This window comes from Streptomyces sp. NPDC015125 (assembly GCF_043080045.1).
Lineage (GTDB): Bacteria > Actinomycetota > Actinomycetes > Streptomycetales > Streptomycetaceae > Streptomyces.
Window position 1 is genome coordinate 87,861 of sequence record NZ_JBIBVF010000008.1, and the last position, 21,528, is coordinate 109,388.

Annotated in this window: 18 protein-coding genes, 3 tRNA genes and 1 pseudogene; 15 read left to right on the top strand and 7 right to left on the bottom strand. The window is 71.7% G+C overall.

Going from position 1 to position 21,528, the window contains the following annotated elements; genetic code table 11:
• Positions 1 to 357: 357 nt before the first annotated feature.
• The gene (locus tag ACF088_RS19420; protein WP_392377000.1) at positions 358 to 723 is read right to left on the bottom strand and encodes a cupin; all 366 of its coding nucleotides are present in this window, start codon (positions 721 to 723) and stop codon (positions 358 to 360) included.
• Positions 724 to 1,121: 398 nt separating this feature from the next.
• Between ACF088_RS19420 and cutA the strand changes: the two genes are divergently transcribed.
• Both cutA and ACF088_RS19430 read left to right on the top strand, forming a co-directional pair.
• Entirely contained in the window at positions 1,122 to 1,418 is a 297-nt protein-coding gene (cutA, locus tag ACF088_RS19425) for a divalent-cation tolerance protein CutA (RefSeq protein ID WP_392377169.1), read from the top strand.
• Between the two features lies 1 nt (position 1,419).
• A complete protein-coding gene (locus tag ACF088_RS19430) occupies positions 1,420 to 2,511 on the top strand; it encodes a trypsin-like serine peptidase (RefSeq protein ID WP_392377001.1) in 1,092 nt (363 codons plus the stop codon).
• Between the two features lie 82 nt (positions 2,512 to 2,593).
• Here the strand turns inward: ACF088_RS19430 and ACF088_RS19435 are convergent, their stop codons facing one another.
• Positions 2,594 to 3,301: a vancomycin high temperature exclusion protein gene (locus tag ACF088_RS19435; RefSeq protein ID WP_392377002.1), complete on the bottom strand. Its 708-nt coding sequence runs from the start codon at positions 3,299 to 3,301 to the stop codon at positions 2,594 to 2,596.
• A gap of 170 nt (positions 3,302 to 3,471) precedes the next feature.
• On the opposite strand from ACF088_RS19435, the gene ACF088_RS19440 reads away from it, so the two are divergent.
• The 8 genes from ACF088_RS19440 (at position 3,472) to ACF088_RS19475 (ending at position 14,239) form a co-directional block, all read left to right on the top strand.
• The gene (locus ACF088_RS19440) at positions 3,472 to 3,912 is read left to right on the top strand and encodes a gamma-glutamylcyclotransferase family protein (protein WP_392377003.1); all 441 of its coding nucleotides are present in this window, start codon (positions 3,472 to 3,474) and stop codon (positions 3,910 to 3,912) included.
• A 187-nt stretch (positions 3,913 to 4,099) separates the two neighbouring features.
• The gene (locus tag ACF088_RS19445; protein ID WP_392377004.1) at positions 4,100 to 5,125 is read left to right on the top strand and encodes an adenosine deaminase; all 1,026 of its coding nucleotides are present in this window, start codon (positions 4,100 to 4,102) and stop codon (positions 5,123 to 5,125) included.
• Positions 5,126 to 5,362: 237 nt separating this feature from the next.
• The gene (locus ACF088_RS19450; protein WP_392377005.1) at positions 5,363 to 6,352 is read left to right on the top strand and encodes a sirohydrochlorin chelatase; all 990 of its coding nucleotides are present in this window, start codon (positions 5,363 to 5,365) and stop codon (positions 6,350 to 6,352) included.
• On the top strand, positions 6,349 to 7,674 hold the full coding sequence (locus ACF088_RS19455) for a deoxyguanosinetriphosphate triphosphohydrolase (protein WP_392377006.1): 1,326 nt from the start codon (positions 6,349 to 6,351) through the stop codon (positions 7,672 to 7,674). The genes ACF088_RS19450 and ACF088_RS19455 overlap by 4 nt, the downstream gene beginning before the upstream one ends.
• Positions 7,675 to 8,106: 432 nt before the next feature.
• Positions 8,107 to 9,372: an NAD(P)/FAD-dependent oxidoreductase gene (locus tag ACF088_RS19460; RefSeq protein WP_392377007.1), complete on the top strand. Its 1,266-nt coding sequence runs from the start codon at positions 8,107 to 8,109 to the stop codon at positions 9,370 to 9,372.
• Positions 9,373 to 9,381: 9 nt separating this feature from the next.
• Positions 9,382 to 10,434 carry a pyridoxal-phosphate dependent enzyme gene (locus ACF088_RS19465; protein ID WP_392377008.1) on the top strand — a complete coding sequence of 351 codons (1,053 nt, stop codon included), beginning with the start codon at positions 9,382 to 9,384 and terminating at the stop codon, positions 10,432 to 10,434.
• Positions 10,435 to 10,910: 476 nt separating this feature from the next.
• Entirely contained in the window at positions 10,911 to 12,827 is a 1,917-nt protein-coding gene (gene dnaG / locus ACF088_RS19470; RefSeq protein ID WP_392377009.1) for a DNA primase, read from the top strand.
• A 116-nt stretch (positions 12,828 to 12,943) separates the two neighbouring features.
• Complete coding sequence (locus ACF088_RS19475) at positions 12,944 to 14,239, top strand: RNA polymerase sigma factor (RefSeq protein WP_392377010.1); 1,296 nt, start codon at positions 12,944 to 12,946, stop codon at positions 14,237 to 14,239.
• Positions 14,240 to 14,319: 80 nt separating this feature from the next.
• Here the strand turns inward: ACF088_RS19475 and ACF088_RS19480 are convergent, their stop codons facing one another.
• Positions 14,320 to 15,801 (bottom strand): FGGY family carbohydrate kinase, encoded by a 1,482-nt coding sequence (locus ACF088_RS19480; protein ID WP_392377011.1) that lies wholly within the window; start codon positions 15,799 to 15,801, stop codon positions 14,320 to 14,322.
• 66 nt (positions 15,802 to 15,867) lie between these two features.
• On the bottom strand, positions 15,868 to 16,167 hold the full coding sequence (locus ACF088_RS19485) for a YtxH domain-containing protein (RefSeq protein ID WP_392377012.1): 300 nt from the start codon (positions 16,165 to 16,167) through the stop codon (positions 15,868 to 15,870).
• A gap of 219 nt (positions 16,168 to 16,386) precedes the next feature.
• Here ACF088_RS19485 and ACF088_RS19490 point away from each other — a divergent pair.
• The 4 genes from ACF088_RS19490 (at position 16,387) to ACF088_RS19505 (ending at position 18,735) form a co-directional block, all read left to right on the top strand.
• Positions 16,387 to 16,459: transfer RNA gene (locus tag ACF088_RS19490), tRNA-Asn, on the top strand.
• Positions 16,460 to 16,464: 5 nt separating this feature from the next.
• Positions 16,465 to 16,537 (top strand) — tRNA-Asn (locus tag ACF088_RS19495).
• 178 nt (positions 16,538 to 16,715) lie between these two features.
• Positions 16,716 to 16,789 (top strand) — tRNA-Ile (locus ACF088_RS19500).
• A gap of 1,091 nt (positions 16,790 to 17,880) precedes the next feature.
• Positions 17,881 to 18,735 (top strand): hypothetical protein, encoded by an 855-nt coding sequence (locus ACF088_RS19505; RefSeq protein WP_392377013.1) that lies wholly within the window; start codon positions 17,881 to 17,883, stop codon positions 18,733 to 18,735.
• Here ACF088_RS19505 and ACF088_RS19510 read toward each other — a convergent pair.
• The 3 genes and pseudogenes from ACF088_RS19510 to ACF088_RS19520 all read right to left on the bottom strand — a co-directional run bounded on the left by ACF088_RS19510 (position 18,723) and on the right by ACF088_RS19520 (position 20,973).
• Positions 18,723 to 19,586, bottom strand: a complete 864-nt coding sequence (locus tag ACF088_RS19510) for an aldo/keto reductase (RefSeq protein ID WP_392377014.1) — start codon at positions 19,584 to 19,586, stop codon at positions 18,723 to 18,725. The two genes, ACF088_RS19505 and ACF088_RS19510, sit on opposite strands and share 13 nt — an antisense overlap.
• A pseudogene (locus tag ACF088_RS19515) lies at positions 19,520 to 20,730 on the bottom strand (JmjC domain-containing protein). Before ACF088_RS19515 ends, ACF088_RS19510 begins: the two are co-directional and overlap by 67 nt.
• Positions 20,731 to 20,808: 78 nt before the next feature.
• Positions 20,809 to 20,973, bottom strand: coding sequence for a hypothetical protein (locus ACF088_RS19520; protein ID WP_392377015.1), 165 nt, complete (start codon positions 20,971 to 20,973; stop codon positions 20,809 to 20,811).
• 211 nt (positions 20,974 to 21,184) lie between these two features.
• On the opposite strand from ACF088_RS19520, the gene ACF088_RS19525 reads away from it, so the two are divergent.
• On the top strand, positions 21,185 to 21,400 hold the full coding sequence (locus tag ACF088_RS19525) for a hypothetical protein (protein WP_392377016.1): 216 nt from the start codon (positions 21,185 to 21,187) through the stop codon (positions 21,398 to 21,400).
• Positions 21,401 to 21,528: the final 128 nt, after the last annotated feature.

Sequence of the window (21,528 nt, forward strand, 5' to 3'; positions counted from 1 at the left end):
TCGGCGTCGGTGTCGGTGTCGGACGATCTCGGTGCCTGCCTGCCTGCCGGCCGGTGTCGGAACTGGCCGGTCGCGGCCTCGGACAGTCCCGGCGTTGGCAGTACAGAAGATTCAGGAAAATGTGAATGCTCGGAACTTGATGCGGAGGGGCTTGGCGTTCCGGGGCCCTGGGCAGGGCAGGCCGGGCTGGGCTGGGCTCGGAATGGGGCTGGGGCTGGGGCTGGGGCGGAGGAAGCCAGCGGCCTGGGAGGCGTGGAGGAGTGGAGGCCTGGAGGGCAGGGACGGATGCCCCGGGGGTCGGGGGCCTGGGGCCGCGTCTGCCTGCTCGCCCGCCGGGGTCATCCGCGTACTGCGGCCTTACCCCCGGGCCGCCGCCGCGGTAGCCGTACGGCGCTCGCTCAGCGGGACTCCCGTGACGGCCGTCAGCACCACCGCCGAGTCCTCAAGGGCCAGTAGCCCGTGCCGTTCGAGCGGGAGCATGGCGACTTGACCTGCCTTCAGCTGCGGGCCGCCGCCCTTTCCGGTCAGCCGGACCCGCCCGTAAAGGACATGCAGGCTCGCTGCCGGGGGAGTGTTGTGCTCGTCCAGCTCGGTACCCGCGGTCAGGGCGATCACGGCCTGCCGTAGCGGGCCGTCGTGCAGGAAGAGATGGGCGCTGCGTCCGTGCGCGGAGGACCTGGCTTCGTCGAGCAGGTGACGGGCGAGTGCATCGAGATCGTCCATGATGCCGGCCTTTCGCGTGCGGAACGCGGCGGAGCTTCCTTTCCATCGTTGCCGGTGCGCCGGGGTACGCAACCGGGGAGCGCGCCCGCGGGCCGGGAACCGCCCGGGAAACTCGCGGAAGGCGGCCCGCGGAGGGGCGGCGTCCGGGTGCATACCGCTGCCAAGGTGGGCCGGTCCCTTACGCGATGATCATCTCGGTCCGTACGATGCGGAGCGGTTCCGTGGCCGTCGAGCGAGCCTGCTCGGCCGGCGCGGGCCCACCGTCCCGTCTGTCCCGATCCCTCCCGCCCCCCACCGCGAAGGATGCACCTGTGGCCGACCCGACCGACCCGACCGCTCCGACCGCCTCGGCCGAACCGCCCGGCCCCGCCGGGCGCACGGCCGGATTCCTGACCGTCATGACGACCGTCGACAGCGAGGCCAAGGCCGCTCACCTGGCGCGCGGCGCGATCGAGAGCCGACTCGCCGCCTGCGCGCAGATCAGTGCGCCGGTGACCTCGGTGTTCCGCTGGGACAACGTGGTCGAGACCAGCCAGGAATGGCAGGTGCTGTTCAAGACGGCCGAGCCGCGCTACGAGGCCCTGGAGGCCTACCTCCTGGAGACGCACGACTACGACACCCCAGAGATCATCGCCACCCCGGTCACCCGCGGCGGTGCCGGATACCTGTCCTGGGTCGCAGAGGAGACGAACTGACGTGGAACGCAACACCACTGAGCGCACGGAGCGCACGGAGCGCACTGAGCTCGGCGCGAGGGCGCGGGGTGCGCAGAAGCGGCGGTCCCGGCGGCGCTGGGCCGCGGCCGGGACCGCCGTGGCCGGCGTGGCGGTGTGCCTGACCCTCACACCGGTCGGCCACGCCGCCCAGGACGCCCGGAGCGCGGCATCGCACGGCGGCCGGCCCAGCCCCACCCCCGGTGGCACCTGGACCAGCCGGGACGCCGCCGCCTACTGGACGCCGGACCGGATGGCGGCCGCCGCCCCGGCCGACCCCGAGCCCGGCACCTCGGACCGGGCCGCCGGCGCCAAGTCCGCTCCCTCGGCCAAGTCCGCTCCCTCCGCCCGGTCCGCTCCGTCGGCCAAGTCCGCTCCGTCGGCCAAGTCCGCCGCCGCCGCGCGGCACTTCGGCGGCGTGCCGTCCGTCGGCGTGCTGTTCTCCGTGGACGGGGACGCCCGCGCGCACCACTGCACCGCCAGCGTGGTGCACAGCCCGCACGGCAATCTGCTCCTCACCGCCGGGCACTGCAATCCCGGCACCCGGGCCGCCTTCGTCCCGCAGTATCGTTCCGGCGCGGACAAACAGCCGTACGGGGTGTGGGCGATCGAGGACACCTTCGCCTACCCCGGCCGTGGCACCACCGGAGCCGGGGCTGACCTCGACTTCGCCTTCGCCACCGTCGCCCCCGGCGAGGACGGGCAGCCCGTCGAGGAGGTCACCGGCGGCAACACTCTCTCCCCGACGCCCGGTTACACCAATGACGTCACCGTCGTCGGCTACCCGAACGTCCGTGACGACCCCCAGGACCGCGCCGTACGGTGCGCCACCCGCACCAGCCGGCTGTCCGGCACCCATGAACTCCGCATGGAGTGCGGTGGGTTCTACGGCGGCACCTCCGGCAGCCCCTGGCTGACCGACTTCGACGAGGACAGCGGGACCGGCCGGGTCATCGGTCTGATCGGCGGCCTCAACGGCGGCGGCCCCAAGGGCCCGGACAACGACCGCGTCTCCTACAGCCCGTACTTCGGCGAGAAGCTCCTCAGCCTCTACGCCCGGGCATCCCAGGCATGATCGTGATCTACGTGGTCCAAGGGGTGATCTAGGGGTGATCTAGGGGTCATCTAAGGGGTGATCCAAGGGGGTGGCGGCGGCGCTAACGGAGCGCCTCCGCCACCCCCTTCTCCTGCGGCCCGAGGAAGTGCGGATCGGGCCGCAGCAGCGCCTCCGCCGCCGCCTTCGGGGCCGCGAAGATCTCCCGGACCCCGCCGTACGCCCAGGTCACATCGTGCTTCGCGGCCACCCCGACGCCGTACGAGTCGACACCGGCCGCCGTACACAGCGCCAGCGCGCGCCGGATGTGGAAGCCCTGGCTGACCAGGACCGCCCGGTCCACGCCGAAGACCCGGTGCGCACGGCTGCAGGAATCCCAGGTGTCGAAGCCCGCGTAGTCGCTGACGATTTTCCGGGCCGGGACGCCGTGCCGCAGCAGATAGGCGCGCATCGCATCCGGCTCGTCGTAGTCGTGCCGGCTGTTGTCGCCGGTCACCAGGACCGCGCGGACCGTACCCCGGTCGTACAGTGCGGCGGCCGCGTCCAGCCGGTGGGCGAGATACGGCGACGGCGCGCCGTTCCACAGCCCCGCGCCGAAGACGATGGCGACGGGTGCGGCGGGCGCGTCCGCGACACTGCGCACCCGGGGGCCCGCCGACGCGTTCATCCAGGTCGCGGGCGCCAGCGCCAGCACCGCCAGGGCGACGACGACCTGATAGGCGCGGCGCCGGCCACGCCGGGTCCGCGGCAGCCGTATCCGGCCCACCCCGCTCCATATGCGCCGCACCGGCCCCGGTCCCCGCGTTCGCATCCCGTGCCCCCGTTCCCGACCACGCCCGTCGTGATCGATCTCGCCCGTCGTGATCGATCTCGCAGGCTGCGACGCCCACCGCGCCGTGATGGTTGCGCCGGCGGCCTGGCATCGTGGCAGAGGGAACACCCCGTCCCGGAGAGCCGGAGAGCCGGAGAGGAAGCACCGCCATGACCACCGAGCCCGAGCGCCTGCCGTTCTTCGTCTACGGAACGCTGCGCCCCGGCGAGGCCAACCACGCCTGGGCCCTGCGCGGCCGGACCACGGCCGAGGAACCGGCGCACATCGGTGGCGCGCTGCTGTACGACGGCCCCGGATACCCGTACGCGACCGCCGGACCCGCCGGCGCGGTGGTACACGGCGACCTCGTCCTGCCCCGCGACACCGACTACGACGAGGTGTGCGCCACCCTGGACCGGCTGGAGGACTACGCCCCCGGCGACCCGGAGAACCTCTACGAGCGGGTGAGCACCGACGCCGTGTGCGCCGACGGCAGGACCGTACGGGCCTGGGTCTACCTGGCGGCCGAGCGCCTCGCCGCCCGGCTGCACGCCACCCGGACCCCCATCGAGGGCGGCGACTGGCCGGCCTCCAGGGCGGCGGCCGGCTGACGGCTCGGCCGCACGGACGCCACGGCGCGCGGGCCGCCAGGGCGCCGCCGCGGCCTCGCCACCGGCCCGGATAGCCTGGACGACTCCTCGCCGGACGAGGATCTTCCCGTAACCGCTGTCCATGGCGCCGATAACCGCTGTCCATGGCGCCGACCGCTTCCCGAACCGCAGAACAGGTGTGACCCGCGTGGCTTCCTCCCCGTCCTCCCCCTCCGCCGCAACCGCCCCCGCGCCGCTGCCCAAGGCGGAGCTGCATCTGCACATCGAGGGCACTCTGGAGCCCGAGCTGGCCTTCGCGCTCGCCGAGCGCAACGGCGTCGCGCTGCCGTACTCCACCGAGGACGAGCTGCGCCGCGCCTACTCCTTCGACGATCTGCAGTCGTTCCTGAACCTCTACTACGCGCTGATGGCCGTGCTGCGCACCGAGGACGACTTCGCCGACCTCGCCCACGCCTATCTCGCCCGCGCCGAGGAGCAGGGCGTACGGCACGCCGAGATCTTCTTCGACCCGCAGGCGCACACCGCGCGCGGCGTCCCGATCGCCACGGTTATCAACGGCCTGGCCCGCGCGCTGGACAGCGCCCAGGAGACCTACGGCATCAGCACTCGGCTGATCATGTGCTTCCTGCGCGACCAGAGCGCCGAATCCGCCCTGGCGACGTTCGAGGCGGCCCGCCCCTTCCTCGACAAGATCACCGCCGTCGGGCTGGACTCCGCCGAGGTGGGGCACCCGCCGTCGAAGTTCAAGGAGGTCTTCGCGCTGGCCCGGGAGGCCGGACTCAAGTGCGTGGCGCACGCGGGGGAGGAGGGGCCCCCGGCCTATGTGTGGGAGGCCCTGGACGTCCTCGGCGTGGACCGGATCGACCACGGTGTGCGCTCTCTGGAGGACGAGCGGCTGGTGGCCCGCCTGGTGGCCGACCAGGTGCCGCTCACCGTCTGCCCGCTGTCCAACGTCCGGCTGCGGGTGATCGACGACCTCGCCGATCACCCGCTGCCCGCGATGCTGGACGCCGGGCTGCTGGTGACCGTCAACTCCGACGACCCCGCCTACTTCGGCGGCTACGCGGGTGACAACTTCACCGCCGTACGCGACGCCCTCGGCCTCGATGCCGAGACGCTGCGCACCCTCGCCCGCAACTCCTTCCAGGCCTCCTTCCTCGACGAGGCGGCCCGCGCGCAGTACCTGCGGGAAGTCGACGCGCACCGGGCCTAGCAGGCCGCCATCGGGCGCAGCAGATCGCAAGCGTGCCCAGCACAAGCGGGCGCAGCAGGCCGCCAACGGGCGCAGCAGGTCGCAAGCGGGCGCAGCAGGTGGCAAGCGGGCGGCGGGACGTGAGGTGAGCCCTGCCGCCCGCCCTTGCGCCGGGGCGGGGGCCGGTGGCAGCCGGAGGGAACACGAACTTCGCCGCGGGGAAACGGCACCGCAACGCCCGGCTGTCACGCTCACGCCATGACGGCGCCGATACCGCACCTGCCCCCCGGGTCCCCCGCCCCCCTCGGCACGGGGGACCTCGCCGCCGAGATCAGTGCACAGCTCGGCGCCCGGCTCAGCCGGGTCCGGCTGCACGGCTTCCGCCGCCCGGCACCGCCGCCCCCCACCCTCGTCGCCGTGGCTCACGGCAGCCGCGACCCCCGCGCCCTGCCCACCGTCCGGGCGCTGCTCGACCGGGTCCGTGCGCTGCGCCCCGGGCTGCCCGTACGACTCGGGCACATCGAGCTGAACCGTCCGCTGCTCGCCGACACCCTCGCCGAGCTGGACGGTGCGGCCGTCCTCGTCCCGCTGCTCTTCGGCCGGGGCCACCACGTCACCCACGACCTGCCCGCCGCGCTGACCGGGGCACCCCACCTGACCGGCCGGGTCGCCCGGCCCCTGGGGCCGCACACCCTCCTCGCCGAGGCCTTGCACGGCCGCCTCCTGGAGGCCGGATTCCCCGACGGCCGCTGCCCGCGCAGCGCCGTGGTCCTGGCGTCCGCCGGCTCCCGTGCCCCGCGGTCCGCCCAGGACACCGAGCACACCGCGCAGCTGCTCTCGGCCCGCCTCGGCGGCACCCCCGTACTGCCCGCCTACGCCTCTGCCCTCCCGTCCGCCTCTGCCCTCCCGTCCGCCTCTGCCCTTCCGTCCGCCTCCGCCCTCCCGTCGCCCGCCACCACCCCGGCCCGAGACGCTCCGCGTCGCTCCTCTCGGATCGCCCCCACCGTCGCCGACGCGGTCCGCGAGCTGACCACCGGCGGCCACGACCGGATCGCCGTCGCCTCCTGCTTCACCGCCCCCGGACGCTTCGCCACCCAGTGCGCGGCCGCCGCCCCCGGGCCCGCCTCCGCGCCGCTGGGCGACCACCCCGCACTGGCCCGTCTCGTCCTGCACCGCTACGACCAGGCGCTCCTCGCGCGTACCGGATCCGGCCCCGAGAGCACCAAGGCGGCTACCGTCGCGGTATGACGGGCACCTCGACGGGCACCTCACCGACCATCCCCGGCTACACCGCGGCCGATACCGAGCGCTGGGTTTCCGAGCCCGACAAACGGCCGGGACGCACCGCCTTCCAGCGCGACCGCGCCCGGGTGCTGCACTCCGCCGCGCTGCGCCGGCTGGCCGGCAAGACCCAGGTCGTCACCCCGGGCGCGCTCACCCCCGCCTGGGACGCCAGCCCGCGTACCCGGCTGACCCACTCCCTGGAGTGCGCCCAGGTCGGCCGGGAGCTCGGCGCCGCCCTCGGCTGCGACCCGGACCTGGTCGAGACCGCCTGCCTTGCGCACGATCTCGGCCATCCGCCCTTCGGGCACAACGGCGAGCAGACGCTCAACGAAGTCGCCGCGTCCTGCGGCGGCTTCGAGGGCAACGCCCAGTCGCTGCGGCTGCTGGCCCGTCTGGAGCCCAAGCGGTTCGTGCCCGCCGCGGACGGCTCGACGGTCAGCGTCGGGCTGAACCTCAGCCGCGCCGCCCTCGACGCGGCCACCAAGTACCCCTGGCCGCGCGGCGCACACCCCACCGACCCCGCGTCCCCGAAATTCGGGGTCTACGAGGACGACCTGCCGGTCTTCGACTGGTTCCGGAGGGACACGCCCGCCGGTGCGCAGAGCTTCGAGGCGCAGGTCATGGACTGGTCCGACGATGTGGCCTACTCGGTGCACGACGTCGAGGACGGGCTGCACGCCGGACACCTCGACCCCAACCTCCTGCTCGCCGACGCCGAACGCGCCGAGATCTTCGCGGTCGCCGGTGAGCGCTATGCGCCCGGCGCCGGACCCGAGGAACTGGCCGCGGCGCTGGACCGCCTGCTGGAGCAGGCGTGGTGGCCGCACGGCTACGACGGCTCCGCGCTGGCCCAGGCCCGTCTGAAGGACGCCACCAGCCAGCTGATCGGCCGCTTCTGTCTCGCGGCCGAGGCCGCGACCCGGGCCCGGTGGGGGACCGGGCGGCTCACCCGCTATGGAGCCGAGCTGGTGGTTCCGGCCGAAACGCGGTGGGAATGCGCCGTTTTGAAAGCCGTCGCCGACCGGTACGTCATGCAGCGCCCCGACCAGGAAGCGCTCCGTGCCGAGCAGCGCATCGTCATCGCCGAACTGGCCGAGGCGTTGCTCGCCCGCGCCCCCGACGGCCTTGATCCGCAGTTCCGTTCACTGTTCGACGCCGCCTCCGACGACACCGCACGGATGCGCGCGGTCATCGACCAGATCGCGGCCCTGACCGACACCTCGGCCCGCTCTCTGCACGCCCGCCTCACCCGCCGCCCTGGTCACGCAGCGGGCAACCGAGGGTGACCCTAGAGGGAAGCCGCTCTTGCCCCGCACGCTCTTCCCCCCTCACGCTCCGTGCGGGACGCTCGAACCCGACCGCTTTCGAACGGAGCACCCCGACAACAGTGAACAGAGATCCCTGACCACGGCGGACCGAGAACCTGGCGACCATGATCCGGGAACCCTGACGACAGGAGACCGGGAACCCTGACGACAGGGGACCGGGAACCCTGACGACAGGGGACCGGGAACCCCGGCCGCAGTGCTGCACGGGACACCCTGTTCACCGGCGCATCGGGACCCCGGTTCACCAGCGCACCGGCACCCCCGTTCACCAGCGAACGGGAACCCGGCGGCACCGACGGCATCAATGGGGGAGAACAGACCGGGGGCACACAAGGGGGGCGTTTACGGACGCGGACGCGGACGTACGGCACCGCAACGAGGAGGAAACAAGTGGTCGACGCACACCAGACGTTCGTCATCGTCGGGGGTGGCCTGGCCGGCGCAAAGGCCGCGGAGACTCTCCGCGCGGAGGGATTCACCGGCCGGGTGATCCTCATCTGCGACGAGCGCGACCACCCGTACGAGCGCCCCCCGCTCTCCAAGGGGTTCCTGCTCGGGAAGGAAGAGCGCGACAGCGTATTCGTCCATGAGCCCGCCTGGTACGCCCGGGCGCATATCGAGCTGCATCTGGGCCAGCCCGCCGTCCGCCTCGATCCCGAGGCCAGGACCGTCCGCCTCGGCGACGGCACCCTGATCGCCTACGACAAGCTGCTGCTGGCCACCGGCGCCGAACCCCGCCGCCTGGACATCCCCGGCACCGGTCTGGCCGGCGTGCACCACCTGCGCCGCCTCGCCCACGCAGAACGGCTGCGCGGCGTACTGGCCTCCCTCGGCCGCGACAACGGCCATCTGGTCATCGCCGGCGCCGGCTGGATCGGCCTGGAGGTCGCCGCCGCGGCCCGCTCCTACGGCGCCGAGGTGACCATCGTCGAGGCCGCCCCGACTCCGCTGCACGGCATCCTGGGCCCCGAACTCGGCGGCCTGTTCACCGATCTGCACCGTGAACACGGCGTCCGCTTCCACTTCGGCGCCCGCTTCACCGAGATCGTCGGACAGGACGGCGTGGTGCTCGCGGTGCGCACCGACGACGGCGAGGAGCATCCCGCCCACGATGTGCTCGCCGCGATCGGCGCCGCCCCGCGCACCGCGCTCGCCGAACAGGCCGGGCTGGACCTCGCCGAGCCCGAGGCCGGCGGCGGGGTGGCCGTCGACGCGGCACTGCGCACCTCCGACCCGTTCATCTACGCCGCCGGGGATGTCGCCGCCGCCGACCACCCCCTGCTGGACACCCGGTTGCGGGTCGAACACTGGGCCAACGCCCTCAACGGCGGCCCGGCCGCCGCCCGCGCCATGCTCGGCCAGGACATCAGCTACGACCGCATCCCGTACTTCTTCTCCGACCAGTACGACATCGGCATGGAGTACTCCGGCTACGCCCCGCCCGGCTCCTACGAGCAGGTCGTCTGCCGCGGCGACGTCGCCAAACGGGAGTTCATCGCCTTCTGGCTCGGCGCGGACGGCCGGCTGCTCGCGGGGATGAACGTCAACGTCTGGGACGTTGCCGAATCCATCCAGCAACTGATCCGCAGCGGGGCGCGGTTGCGGCCCGAGGCACTGGCCGATCCGGAGGTTCCGCTGGCCTCGCTGCTCCCGTAGCGTGCGCATATGACGCAGAACCCCCATGGTTCCACCGGTCCCGGCAGCACCGGCAGCACCGGCAGCGCTGGTGTCCCGGCCGTCACCTTCGACGACGTCCGGGACGCCGCCCGGCGGCTGGCAGGTGTGGCCCACCGCACACCGGTCCTGCGCTCCCGCACCCTCGACGCGCTGGTCGGCGCCGAGGTCCACCTCAAGTGCGAGAACTTCCAGCGGATCGGCGCCTTCAAGTTCCGCGGCGCCTACAACGCCCTCTCCCGGCTCTCCCCGCAGCAGCTGGCCCGCGGGGTCGCCGGCTACTCGTCCGGCAACCACGCCCAGGCCGTCGCCCTGGCCGCCCGGGAGCTGGGCAGCCACGCCGTCATCGTGATGCCCGAGGACTCCCCGAAGTCCAAGAAGGACGCCACCGCCGGATACGGCGCCGAGATCCTCACCTACGACCGGTACACCGAGGACCGCGCCGCCCTCGGCCGCAAGATCGCCGAGGAGCGCGGCCTAGCTCTGATCCCGCCGTACGAGCATCCGCACATCATCGCGGGCCAGGGCACCACCGCCCTGGAGCTGATCGAGGAGACCGGCCCGCTCGACGCCCTGCTCGTCCCGGTCGGCGGGGGCGGGCTGATGGCCGGCGCGGCCACCGCCGCGACCGCCATGGTCCCCGGCATCCGGATGATCGGCGTGGAGCCGGAAGCCGGCGACGACACCCGGCGCTCACTGGCCGCCGGCCACCGCGTCACCGTGCCCGTCCCGCGCACCATCGCCGACGGCCAGGCCGTCGAGACCCCCGGCGAGCTGACCTTCTCCATCAACCGGCGGCTGCTCGACTCGGTCGTCCTGGTCAGCGACGACGAGATCCGCGCGGCCATGAAGCTGGCCTTCGAACGCCTCAAGATCGTCACCGAGCCCAGCGGCGCCAGCGCCCTGGCCGCCCTGCTCGCCGGGCGCATCGACCCTCTCCCCGTGCCCGGACGGCCTGGGCGGTCCCCCCACCCGCCTCGCCTCGGCGTGATCATCTCGGGGGGCAACGTGGGGCTGGAGCGGTTTCTGGAGCTACTGGGTTGAGCGGCGAGACTGCCACCGGGAAGGCCACGGGGGTGTCGGGTTCCCGGCCTCCGCGTTCCGGTCCTTCCGGTCCTTTCGGTCCTTTCGGTCCTTCCGGTCCTTCCGGTCCTTCCGGTCCTTCCTGTGTTCCTGGGCTTCCTGGGCTTCCGGTCTTCCCGGCTTCCCGGCTTCGCGGTCTCCCGGCTTCCCGGCTTCGCGGTCTCCCGGTCTCCCGGCTTCCCGGCTTCCCGGTCTCCCGGCCTCCGGTCCTCCTGGCCTCCGAGCCCTCTTGCCCCTCGGTCCCCCCGGCCCCCCTGCCTTCCGGCTCGCACGGCCTCCCGGCCTGCTCTCCTCCAGCTGCTCCCCCGCCCCCTCCCCCCTCCTCCCCCTTCGGGGGAGGGGGCGGGGGTGGGTTCGGGGGTGGGAGGGGGGAAGCCATCGGCGCTCGCGGACGCCTCCCGGCCAGGAGTGTCCGCCCCCGGCCGTAGAATTCACGCGTGGCAGGCAGGATCAACGATGACGATGTGAAGGCGGTACGGGACGCGGTCCCGATCGACGCCGTCGTGTCCGAGTACCTCCAGCTCCGCAACGCCGGCGGTGGCAACCTCAAGGGCCTGTGCCCCTTCCACGACGAGAAGTCCCCGTCCTTCCACGTCAGCCCGGCCAAGGGGCTCTATCACTGCTTCGGCTGCCAGGAGGGCGGCGACACCGTCGACTTCATCATGAAGCTCGACCACCTCTCCTTCGCCGAGACCATCGAGCGGCTCGCCTCCCAGGCCGGCATCACCCTGCGCTACGAGGAAGGCGGCTACACCCCCGGCCGCCAGCAGGGCGAGCGCACCCGCCTGGTGGAGGCCCACAAGGCCGCCGCGCAGTTCTACGTCGAGCAGCTGGACGGCCCCGAAGCCGAAATCGCCCGTAAGTTCCTCGCCGAGCGCGGCTTCGACCAGGCCGCCGCCCAGCATTTCGGCGTCGGCTACAGCCCGGCCGGCTGGGACCACCTCACCCGCTTCCTGCGCGGCCGCGGCTTCAGCGACCAGGAGCTGGTGCTCTCCGGCCTCTCCCAGGAGGGCCGCCGCGGCCCCATCGACCGCTTCCGCGGCCGCCTGATGTGGCCGATCCGCGATATCGCCGGCGAGGTCGTCGGCTTCGGCGCCCGCAAGCTCCGCGACGACGACAACGGCCCCAAGTACCTCAACACCCCCGAGACCCCCCTCTACCGCAAGTCCCAGGTCCTCTACGGCATCGACCTCGCCAAGAAGGAGATCGCCAAGACCAACCGCGCGGTCGTCGTCGAGGGCTATACGGACGTCATGGCCTGCCATCTGGCCGGTGTCACCACCGCCATCGCCACCTGCGGCACGTCCTTCGGCGAAGGCCACATCAAGATCCTCCGCCGCCTCCTGATGGACAACTCCGGCTCCGAGGTCGTCTTCACCTTCGACGGCGACGCCGCGGGCCAGAAGGCCGCCCTGCGCGCCTTCGAGGACGACCAGAAGTTCGCCGCCGAGACCTCCATCGCCATCACCCCCGGCGGGATGGACCCCTGCGACCTGCGGCTCGCCAAGGGCGATGCGGCCGTCGCCGATCTCGTCGAGGCCCGCACCCCGCTCTTCGAGTTCGCGCTGCGCCATGTCGTCTCCCGGCACAACCTCGACACCACCGTCGGCCGCGCCGCCGCCCTCGACGAGGCCGCCCCCATCGTCGCGAACATCAAGAACAGCTCCATCCAGCACGAATCCGCCGTCCAGCTCGCCGGCATGCTCGGCATCCTGGACACCCAGTTCGTCGTCCGCCGGGTCAGCCAGCTCGCCCGCTGGGCCCGTGAGCGCGGCCGCGACGGCGGCCCCGAACAGGGCCGTCAGCAGCGCCGGGGCGGGCCCCCGGCCGCCGAGCAGGCCCGCCCCGCGCCCGGCCCGCGCGGCCCGGCGCTCAACCTCCGCAGCCCCGCCCACCGCGTCGAGCGCGAGCTCCTCAAGCTCGCGCTGCAGCGCCCCGACCTCGTCTCCCCGGCCTTCGACGCCTACGGTGCCGACGAGTTCACCGCCCCGCCCTACACCGTGGTCCGCCAGTGCATCGAGGCCGCCGGCGGCACCGCGGCCGGCGCCGCCGACAGTGCGTACGTCCCCCGGGTGCGGGAGGCCGCCCCCGACGACACCGTCCGCGCCATGGTCACCGAGCTCGCCGTCGAACCGCTGCACACCCGCCGCGACCCCGACGAGGCCTACGCCGGCGTCCAGTTGGTGGCCGTCCGCCTCGCGGCCGTCAATCAGCGCGTCACCGAAATCCGCGGCACCCTCCAGCGCCTCGGCCCCCGCGCCGACCCCGAACACCTCGCGGCCGTACAGAACGAACTCTGGGTCCTCCAGCAGTACGGCCAGTCCCTGCGCGAACGCGGCTACGGCGCCCTGTAGGGAGCCCGTACACCCCCGGACACTCCCCGCGGTAGCCGTCCGGTCACGGAACGGACTCAAAAAGTGGCCGCACGCCCCTCGTGGCGGGAGTGTGTCGTACTCCACACTGAGAAGCGGTGCCTGAGTCCTCGGAGCGCGGCGGGCCCGGTCGCACCGCGCCGGAAGCCCCCGCACAACCGCTTGTGACGTACGGGACGGACAGCGGCTCGGCCGCCACCGTGCCCGGCCTTTCTGCCGCCTCAGCAGCGATCACCCTGGAGGTCGCCCCCGTGCAGACCCAGACCCTCGCCGACGCGCCCCCCGCCGCACAGCCGGACGCGGAACCGGCCACGGACCCGGCCACGGACCCGGCCGCGGAACCGGACGCGGAACCGGATGCGGAACCAGACGTGGAACCGGCCCCGGAGCCGCTCACCGTGCCGCAGCAGGCCGAACCGCCCGCCGCCGAAATGATCATCGAGGAGATCATCCCGGAGCCGGCACCGCGCCCCGAGGCCGGCAGCCCGTCCTCCGATCTCTTCCGCCAGTACCTCCGTGAGATCGGCCGGATCCCGCTGCTCACCGCCGCCGAGGAAGTCGAGCTGGCCCGCCGCGTCGAGGCCGGCCTCTTCGCCGAGGAGAAGCTCACCACCACCCCCGACCTGTCCTCCCAACTCGCCCATGACCTCGACCGGTTGGTGGTGCTGGGCCGGATGGCCAAGCGCCGTCTGATCGAGGCCAACCTGCGCCTGGTGGTCTCCGTCGCCAAGCGCTATGTCGGCCGCGGGCTGACCATGCTCGACCTCGTCCAGGAGGGAAACCTCGGACTGATCCGCGCCGTCGAGAAATTCGACTACGCCCGCGGCTACAAGTTCTCCACCTACGCCACCTGGTGGATCCGCCAGGCGATGTCCCGCGCACTGGCCGACCAGGCCCGGACCATCCGCGTCCCGGTCCATGTCGTCGAGCTGATCAACCGTGTGGTGCGGGTCCAGCGCCGGATGCTCCAGGAACGCGGCTACGAACCGACCCCCGAGGAGGTCGCCGCCCACCTCGACCTGACCGGGGAACGCGTCAGCGAAGTCCTCCGGCTCGCCCAGGAGCCGGTCTCGCTGCACGCCCCCGTCGGCGAGGAGGAGGACGTCGCCCTCGGCGACCTCATCGAGGACGGCGACGCCGCCTCACCCGTCGAATCCGCCGCGTTCCTGCTGCTCCGCGAGCACCTCGACGCCGTCCTGTCCACGCTCGGCGAACGCGAACGCAAGGTCGTCCAGCTCCGCTACGGCCTCGCCGACGGCCGCCCCCGCACCCTGGAGGAGATCGGCCGGATCTTCGGCGTCACCCGCGAACGGATACGGCAGATCGAGTCCAAGACCCTGGGCAAGCTCCGCGACCACGCCTTCGCCGACCAGCTCCGCGGCTACCTCGACTGAGGCCGGCCGCGCCGCAGGACCGCCGGGCCGCGGGACGGCCGGGCCGCCGGGCCCCGCACCCGGGCCCCGCACCCCGGCCCTCACTCCGGCCGCGGGAACGCCCCGGGATGGACCTCGTCACGCACCGTCGCGTACTGCTGGCGCACGGCCTGCCCGACCGGCAGCTCTTCACCGGGCTCGCACACCTGGCTCGCGGCAGCCGGCCACTGTGGCGGATCGACCCATGCGGCCCCGCCGCCCGCGCCCGGCTCCGCGCCGGGGGCCGGGGTGAGGGTGCCGTGCGCCACCCCCCACGCCCAGGCCGCCTGCCGCGCCGCGCCCAGCGCCGCGTAGTCGGCCGGCTGCGGCACCACGACCGGCACCCCGAACAGCCCCGGCGCCACCGCCTGCACGGCACCCAGCTCGGCGGCCGCACCCAGCAGAAACACCCGGCGCACCGTCACGCCCCGCCCGCGCAGCACATCCAGCGCATCCGCCAGCCCGCAGAGCATGCCCTCCACGGCCGCCCGCGCCATGTGCTCCGGCTTCATGCTCTCCCGGCGCATCCCGTGCAACGACCCGGCGGTATGCGGCAGATACGGCGTCCGCTCGCCCTCCAAATAGGGCAGCAGCACCATGCCGTACGCACCGGGCGACGACTTCAGCGCCAGCTCGGACAGACCCTCCAGATCCGTCCCCAGCATCTCCGCCGCACCGCGCAGCACCCGTACGGCATTGCTGGTGTGCACGACGGGCAGATGCCGGCCGGTCGCGTCCGCGAACGAGGTGATCGTCCCGGTCGGGTCGGCCAGCGCCTCGTGATGAATCCCGAACACCGAACCCGAGGCGCCCAGCGACACCACGGCGTCACCCACCCCGACCCCGAGGCCGAAGGCCGCCGCCATCGTCTCGCCGGTACCCGCCGAGATCAGCAGCCCCTCCGGGGTGAACCCGGCCGTCCCCGACGGGCTCAGCACCTCCGGCAGCCGCACCTGATGGCCCAGCGCCAGCTCCACCAGCTCCGGCCGGTACGACTCGGTCGCCGCCGACCAGAAGCCCGTCGCCGAGGCCCCGCCGCGGTCCGTCGTACGCCGCGCGGGACGCCCCAGCAGCTGCCACGCCAGCCAGTCGTGCGGCTGCATGATCTCCGCGATCCGGGCCGCATGCGCCGGCTCCGTACGCGCCAGCCAGCGCATCTTCGTCACCGCATGCGTCGCCTGCGGCACCGCCCCGACCGCCTGCGCCCACGCGGTACGCCCGCCCAGCGCGTCGATCAGATCCGCGGCCGCACTCTGCGCCCGCTTGTCGTTGCCCACCAGCGCGGGGCGTACGAGGTTGCCCTCGACGTCCAGCGGGACCAGACCGTGCGGCTGCGCGCAGACACCGATCGCCTGCACCCCTTCGAGCAGCCCGCGACCCGCCGCCTCGCCGAGTGAGATCAGCCACGCCTGCGGATCGGCCTCGGGCCCCTTCTCGACGGGGTGCGGCGCATACCCCTGCCTGATGACGGCACCTGTGTCGGCATCGCAGACGACGATCCGTGTGCTCTCGGACGAACTGTCCAATCCGGCGACTATCCCCATGCACCCAGATGATGCCCCATACGACGCATAGGAGCAGCGCCAGGGTTTGTCGCCGGCGGCCCCGGCTCAGGTATTGCTCGTGCCCCAGTCGTCCCCATTGGGGGAACGCTGCTCGCGCAGTGAACGGACCCGCTCGCTGACCGAGCCGGGCAGCCGGTCGCCGACCTTGGCCGACACCGTCCCGAACGCCTTCGAAGCCGCCTCGCGCCCGGTCAGCGCGGCGGACTCCGCGGTGTTCCGGACCGCCGGATTCTGCGTGATCCGCTGGGCGGCCTTGCGGAGCTGCTCGTACCGTTCCCGACCGGCCCGTGTGCCGAGCACATACCCCGTGGCCAGTCCCGCGATGAACGTGAGCCGGTAGCGCATTGCTCCACCCTTCCTCTCGTCGGACCCCTCCGGTGCCGGTACGCACCGGGGCGTCTGGCTGTGACGCGCGCCTACCCTCCGGGGCCGGAGATCACCCGAGGTGACCTGAGGCGATACCGATTGGCGGAGCACCCCCCTGCTTGCGCTAATGTATGTGTCGCAGCGAACGCGCGCCGTCCGGATCCCCGGACAGCGGTGCATTCGAGGCACACAGAGCAATCCCCTGTAGCTCAATTGGCAGAGCAGCCGGCTGTTAACCGGCAGGTTACTGGTTCGAGTCCAGTCGGGGGAGCTCGGTCCCCTGTAGCTCAATTGGCAGAGCATTCGGCTGTTAACCGGAGGGTTACTGGTTCGAGTCCAGTCGGGGGAGCAGAGAGAAGAGGACCCCGGAAGGGGTCCTTTTTCTTGTGCCGTGGAACCGAACGGCCCGTGATCGAAGTCCTCTTGGGCGTGCGTGGTCGCGCGACGGCAGCCCTCACGGGCAACAGATCGTATGAGCGGCTATGCTGCGGCAGACGGCGCGCACAAATGTGCGCGACGCGCCGTGGGGGGCGGTAGCTCAGCCGGTTAGAGCAGCGGACTCATAATCCGTCGGCCGTGGGTTCGAGTCCCACCCGCCCCACCGCAGCACCCAGGGCGAAGCCCCTTTCTACCTGGGGAGACGTCAGAACGGGGGCCACCACTTCGGTGTGGTGGCCCCCGTTCAGCCGTTCGGACCATGATCCAGGGGACACACAGGGGACATGGATCCGGATCGGTGGACGCGGGCACCTTCACGCCGCCGTCCGACGTCCGGCCGGAGAACGACGCGTGGCCCGGGCCGCTGCGGGCGGCAGACCCGTCGGCAACGCCCAGCCGTCCAGGCCCGCAGAATCGCCAGCGGGCGACGGTGAAGTGCGTGAACGAGAAGGACGCGCGCTCCTCCGCCGGGTACCGGTCGTTGAAGTTCTCGACCCGGACCAACTCCAGGTCGTTTGCCGTGCAGTGCTCCCTCACCCGCTTCACGGCCGCGTTGGCGGCGTCCTCCTGGCCCCGGCCGGCGAGGGTGATCAAGCCGAGAAGATCGGTATCCGGCTGGGCCTGTGCTCCGACGGCCCAGGTGGCGCCCGACTGCTTCGCGCAGTGGACGAAGAAGACCGAGATGACGGTTTGCCAGGCCGCTCACGGATCGCCGGCGGCGTACGTACTTCGTAGCGCACATCGCGGACTCCAAGGCCTGCTGTTCAGCATCCTCCAGTCAGCCGTGGAGGCCGACCCGGCGCTACGTGGCTCGAACCCGTGCGCGCACACCCGCCTACCCAAGGGGAACAACACCGAGGACGACGAGGTGTTCCACGAACCCGAGGAGTACGCCCTTCTGCGGGCACACCTTCGCGCTGATGCCGTGGACATCGTCGATGCCCTGGTGAGCACCGGTCTCCGGTGGGGGAGGTCACTGCTTTGCCACCCCGGGACTTCACGTCTGCGTCCAAGAGGTCGACGCTCCGCGTGCAGCGAGCGTCGAAGCGGGTGTGGCGCGGAGTACCGTCCGCAAATCCAGTAGGAAGATTGCCAACGTCCGCGCGGCGGTCTTGAGTGCGGGTGGCCGCGACAATCTGCTCGGCCACGCGAAAGCTGAGCGTCGTCGTGACCGAGGTTGCACGATTCGTTTCCCCAAGCTGTGAGGCTTCTGAGAGACGCCCGGCGGCTGATTCGGCGTGGCACATTGTGTCCATGACTTCTTCTCCACCCTCCGCTTCCGTCGATCTGAGAAGAGAGCCCGTCGAGGAAGTCCTCGATCGCGTCGAGCGGTCCCTCGGTGTGCATCTGGACCGGGAGACCCTGGTGCGCAAGCGGCGCTCGGTCGGAGCGCAGACGGACAGCGGCACCTGGGTCCGGCTGGAGCGGCGCCCTCTGGAACGGATCGACGGTCAGGGCTGGAACGGGACCGAAGCCGCCGCGGCCCTGGTCGGGATCGCGAAGCCTGAGTGGTTCGCGGGCACGGCGTGGCGCGATACTGCCGCCCGTGCGATGTGGCGGGCAGACGAGACGAGTCTGCTGCCCGGTGCGCCGGTGAAGCCGGGAGGGACGCTCACTGTCGATCCGGAGCTGCCGGAGGCATGGTGGGCAGCGCTGAACAGTTCGCTGGATGCGCTGGCCGCTCAGCGCACCACCCGCGTAGCCACGCCGGACACCGTCACCATCACTCAAGCCCGGGTCACGGAGGAGGTCACTGCTACCTTCGGCGCCCTTGACACCACGATCGAGGACTGGACGACTGCTCACGCGGACATGAACTGGGCGAACGTGACCAGCCCGTCCTTTTGCCTGTTCGACTGGGAGGACTGGGGGATGGCTCCCCGCGGGCTGGACTCCGCGTCGCTGTGGGGCAACTCCCTCGCGGTCCCCGCTCTGGCGGAGCGCGTACGCCACGAACGCCGCGAGGACTTGGAGAGCCGGGACGGGCTCTTGATGTCGCTCTTCTACTGCACGAAAGTCGTGGGCCGCTACGCGGACGAGGCAGACCCGAAGTTGAAGCCCGCCCGGCTGGAGGTCGAGCGCATCTTGCGGGAACTTCAGGCTCGGTGAGCCCGTGATCGCTGTCGCAGGAGTTCCCGATACTGCGTGATCACCGCGTCGTCAGCGTCGTAGGCCAGCGCGGCGACCAGTTCGCGCAGGTGGACGGCATCGTCGGAACCCACGGCGACCGCCCCCACACGTGGCAGGACGTACGCGGCCCGAAACGCCGCTTGGATGCGGGAGGCGCCGCCGGCAGGGTCCTGCAGGAACATGCGGGGGTCCAGGGCTTCCCATACAGAGCTGCTGGCGTTGCCACCGAAGGGGCTCATGCCCCACCGCTGTCCGGTGCCCAGGTTCCATAGCGTGGCGAGGGCGTCCGCAGCGTCAAGAGCATCGATGCCCACCAAGAGTCCGGCGCGGACCATGAAGGCCGACGGGCGGGGGAGTGTGATGTCCACCGCGGCGGACAGCGGGGCCGGATTCCAGGTGGCGATTCCCCATGCCCTGCACAGGCCGCTCGCCGCGGCGTCCTCCAGTGCGCCACATGCCTGAGCCAACGCGTCACGGGCGCTGTCCGGGGATCCGTGCAGGGAGCGTTCCGGGTTGTGCAGGAAGACGAGGTCTGGGGCACGTTGCAGGTCCCGGTTCGTCTGCTCCAGGGCGAGGCGAAGCCGGGCAGGATCGAGCGAGTGCTCAGCTGCCGCGCTCCCGCGGGCGAAGAATCCGACCTTGGTGGACACGGTGAACTGATCCAGAAGGTCTCCGAGCGCGGCGGACAGTATCGAATGCGAGGAGAAATTCAGGTAGTTGTAGCTGGTGTCGATCCTGCGGATCCCGAGGCTCAGAGCTTCGGTCAGCAGGCGGCGTTCGTGACGAGACCGGTGTAGCCCAAGGATAATTCCGGGGTCAGGGGCGCGCACAGCTCCTCCTCCGTCAAGATCTCCGCCAGGCCTTCGACCTCCGCGCCGACCGCGGCGGCGGCGCGGGCGAGGTGCACGGGCTGGCCGCTCAGCAGCAGTCGTAGGGCAGGCAGGGCCTTGGCCGTGAAGGTGAGCTTCTTGCCCGACGCGACCACGTCGATGGCCTCGTCGTGCTCGTGGATCAGTGGAGGGAATTCGGTGATGCACACGACTTCTTGCAGCGGACCGAAGATCTCCAGGAACGGCACGTGCCGGGCCGAGGTGGCTTCGTGCTCTCGGGAGGCGAGGAAGTCCTGGGGGCTGCGGGAGGCGATCAGGCTCCGCGCGGCTTCCGCCAGCTGCTGCCGCTGAGCGTCCTGCTCGGCCGCGCTGCCCCAGCGGTCAAGGTCGTGCCGGAAGAGTTCACTCTCGCGCGACCAGTCCGAGAGCCAGGACAGCCAGTTCACCCCGGTGCGCTTGGCGAACCCGAGGGTCATGTGCATGCTCTGCCCCGAGCCCTTGCCGCTGCGGGTTGCCTGGTGCCAGAAGCCGCGGGGTATGTGCATGACGTCGCCAGTCTTCATGGTGCCCGCCCATACGGTCTCCTGGCTCGGCTCTTCGTTGCGGGCGGCGTCGCGGAACATCGGCGCCGGCCGAGAAGGGCCGCGCACCTCCCACTCCTTCTCGCCGGCGAGCTGGATGATCAGGACATCGTGGTCGTCCCAGTGCAAGTGGAACCCCGACGCGTCGTTCGTGGTCAAGTAGACATTGACCTGGACGCGCTCCCGTGACCACCACTGCATGGCCCGACAAGCCACCTCCATCGTGGCATCGAAAACGTTCGCCTGGTCCAGGACCAGCGTCGCCCCGTCCTCCAGGAGATGTCCCAGCCGGCGCATGTCGACCATGCGGATGCTCTGGCCTCTGCGGTTTACGTCCTGGCTGAATAGGCGCTCGGGTGCAGTTCCTCACCGCCCCGGAAGCAACGGAATTGCGGATTCGTCAGGCTGCGGCGCATCACCATGTCGAGCAACCGATTGGGCGTCAGCAGCCGCTCCAGTACGCGCGGATCGCTGATGCTTCCGCGGGCGAACCGTTTTCCGAGAAGCCCCGGTCCCCTCCAACCCAGCGCCTCCTCGATGACACTGACCAGCCGGTGTTCCACAGCTCTCCTCTGCTCGAAACGGGGAGTACGCACTGCGGGCCGTGCGGCAGCGCCACACGGCCCGAAGAGCCAATCCGCCTAACTGGCGGGGTGGTTCAGCCCATCTCCGTCGGGCTGTGTATCGCCCGTGGCGTCCGGTGGCGGATCGGACCGGCTGGCATCGTTCCGGTCGTGCACGCTGGCCAGGACCTCCACCGCCACGAGCAGGCCGTTCGCTTCCGTGGCGCCTCGCTGATCACTCATGAGGATCGCTCCCTCCAATGCGAGCCACACACTGTGCCGGGCGCAGCCGGCACCGGCAAGGGCGCAAAGCGGCCGTCCCAGTGACGGCTTTCGAGACCATGTACACAAGTCCCTCGATGTCGCCCAACGCGTTCGGTTGCTGGAGGAGCGCGACGACGGTTGTGATGGGAGATCGGGACACGCGTGCCGGAGGTCGACATGCCGAGCGCACGTGAGCAAGACCCACGCCCCGGCTCTCACCACCACCGCCACCGTGCAGGCAGGCGTCATCGCCGTCCTGGCGGCAGCTCTGACCACAATCGGCACCAGCCTGACCGCTCGGTTTAGGGTTGCCGGCGGCCACCCCACCCCCGAGACCCCGACCGACACCGCCGACCTCAACTCCTTCCGGCACGACCCTGCGCCACGGACAACCGGGACGGTCTGACAACTGACCCACCTGACACGGCATAAGCCGCCGCGTAGGGAACTAGTGCCGCATCAGGCAAGGTTTGCGCTGTGATGAGTCTTCGCGGGGTTGCTGCGCCGGGTGGTGCGGGGCAGTCAGAATGAGCA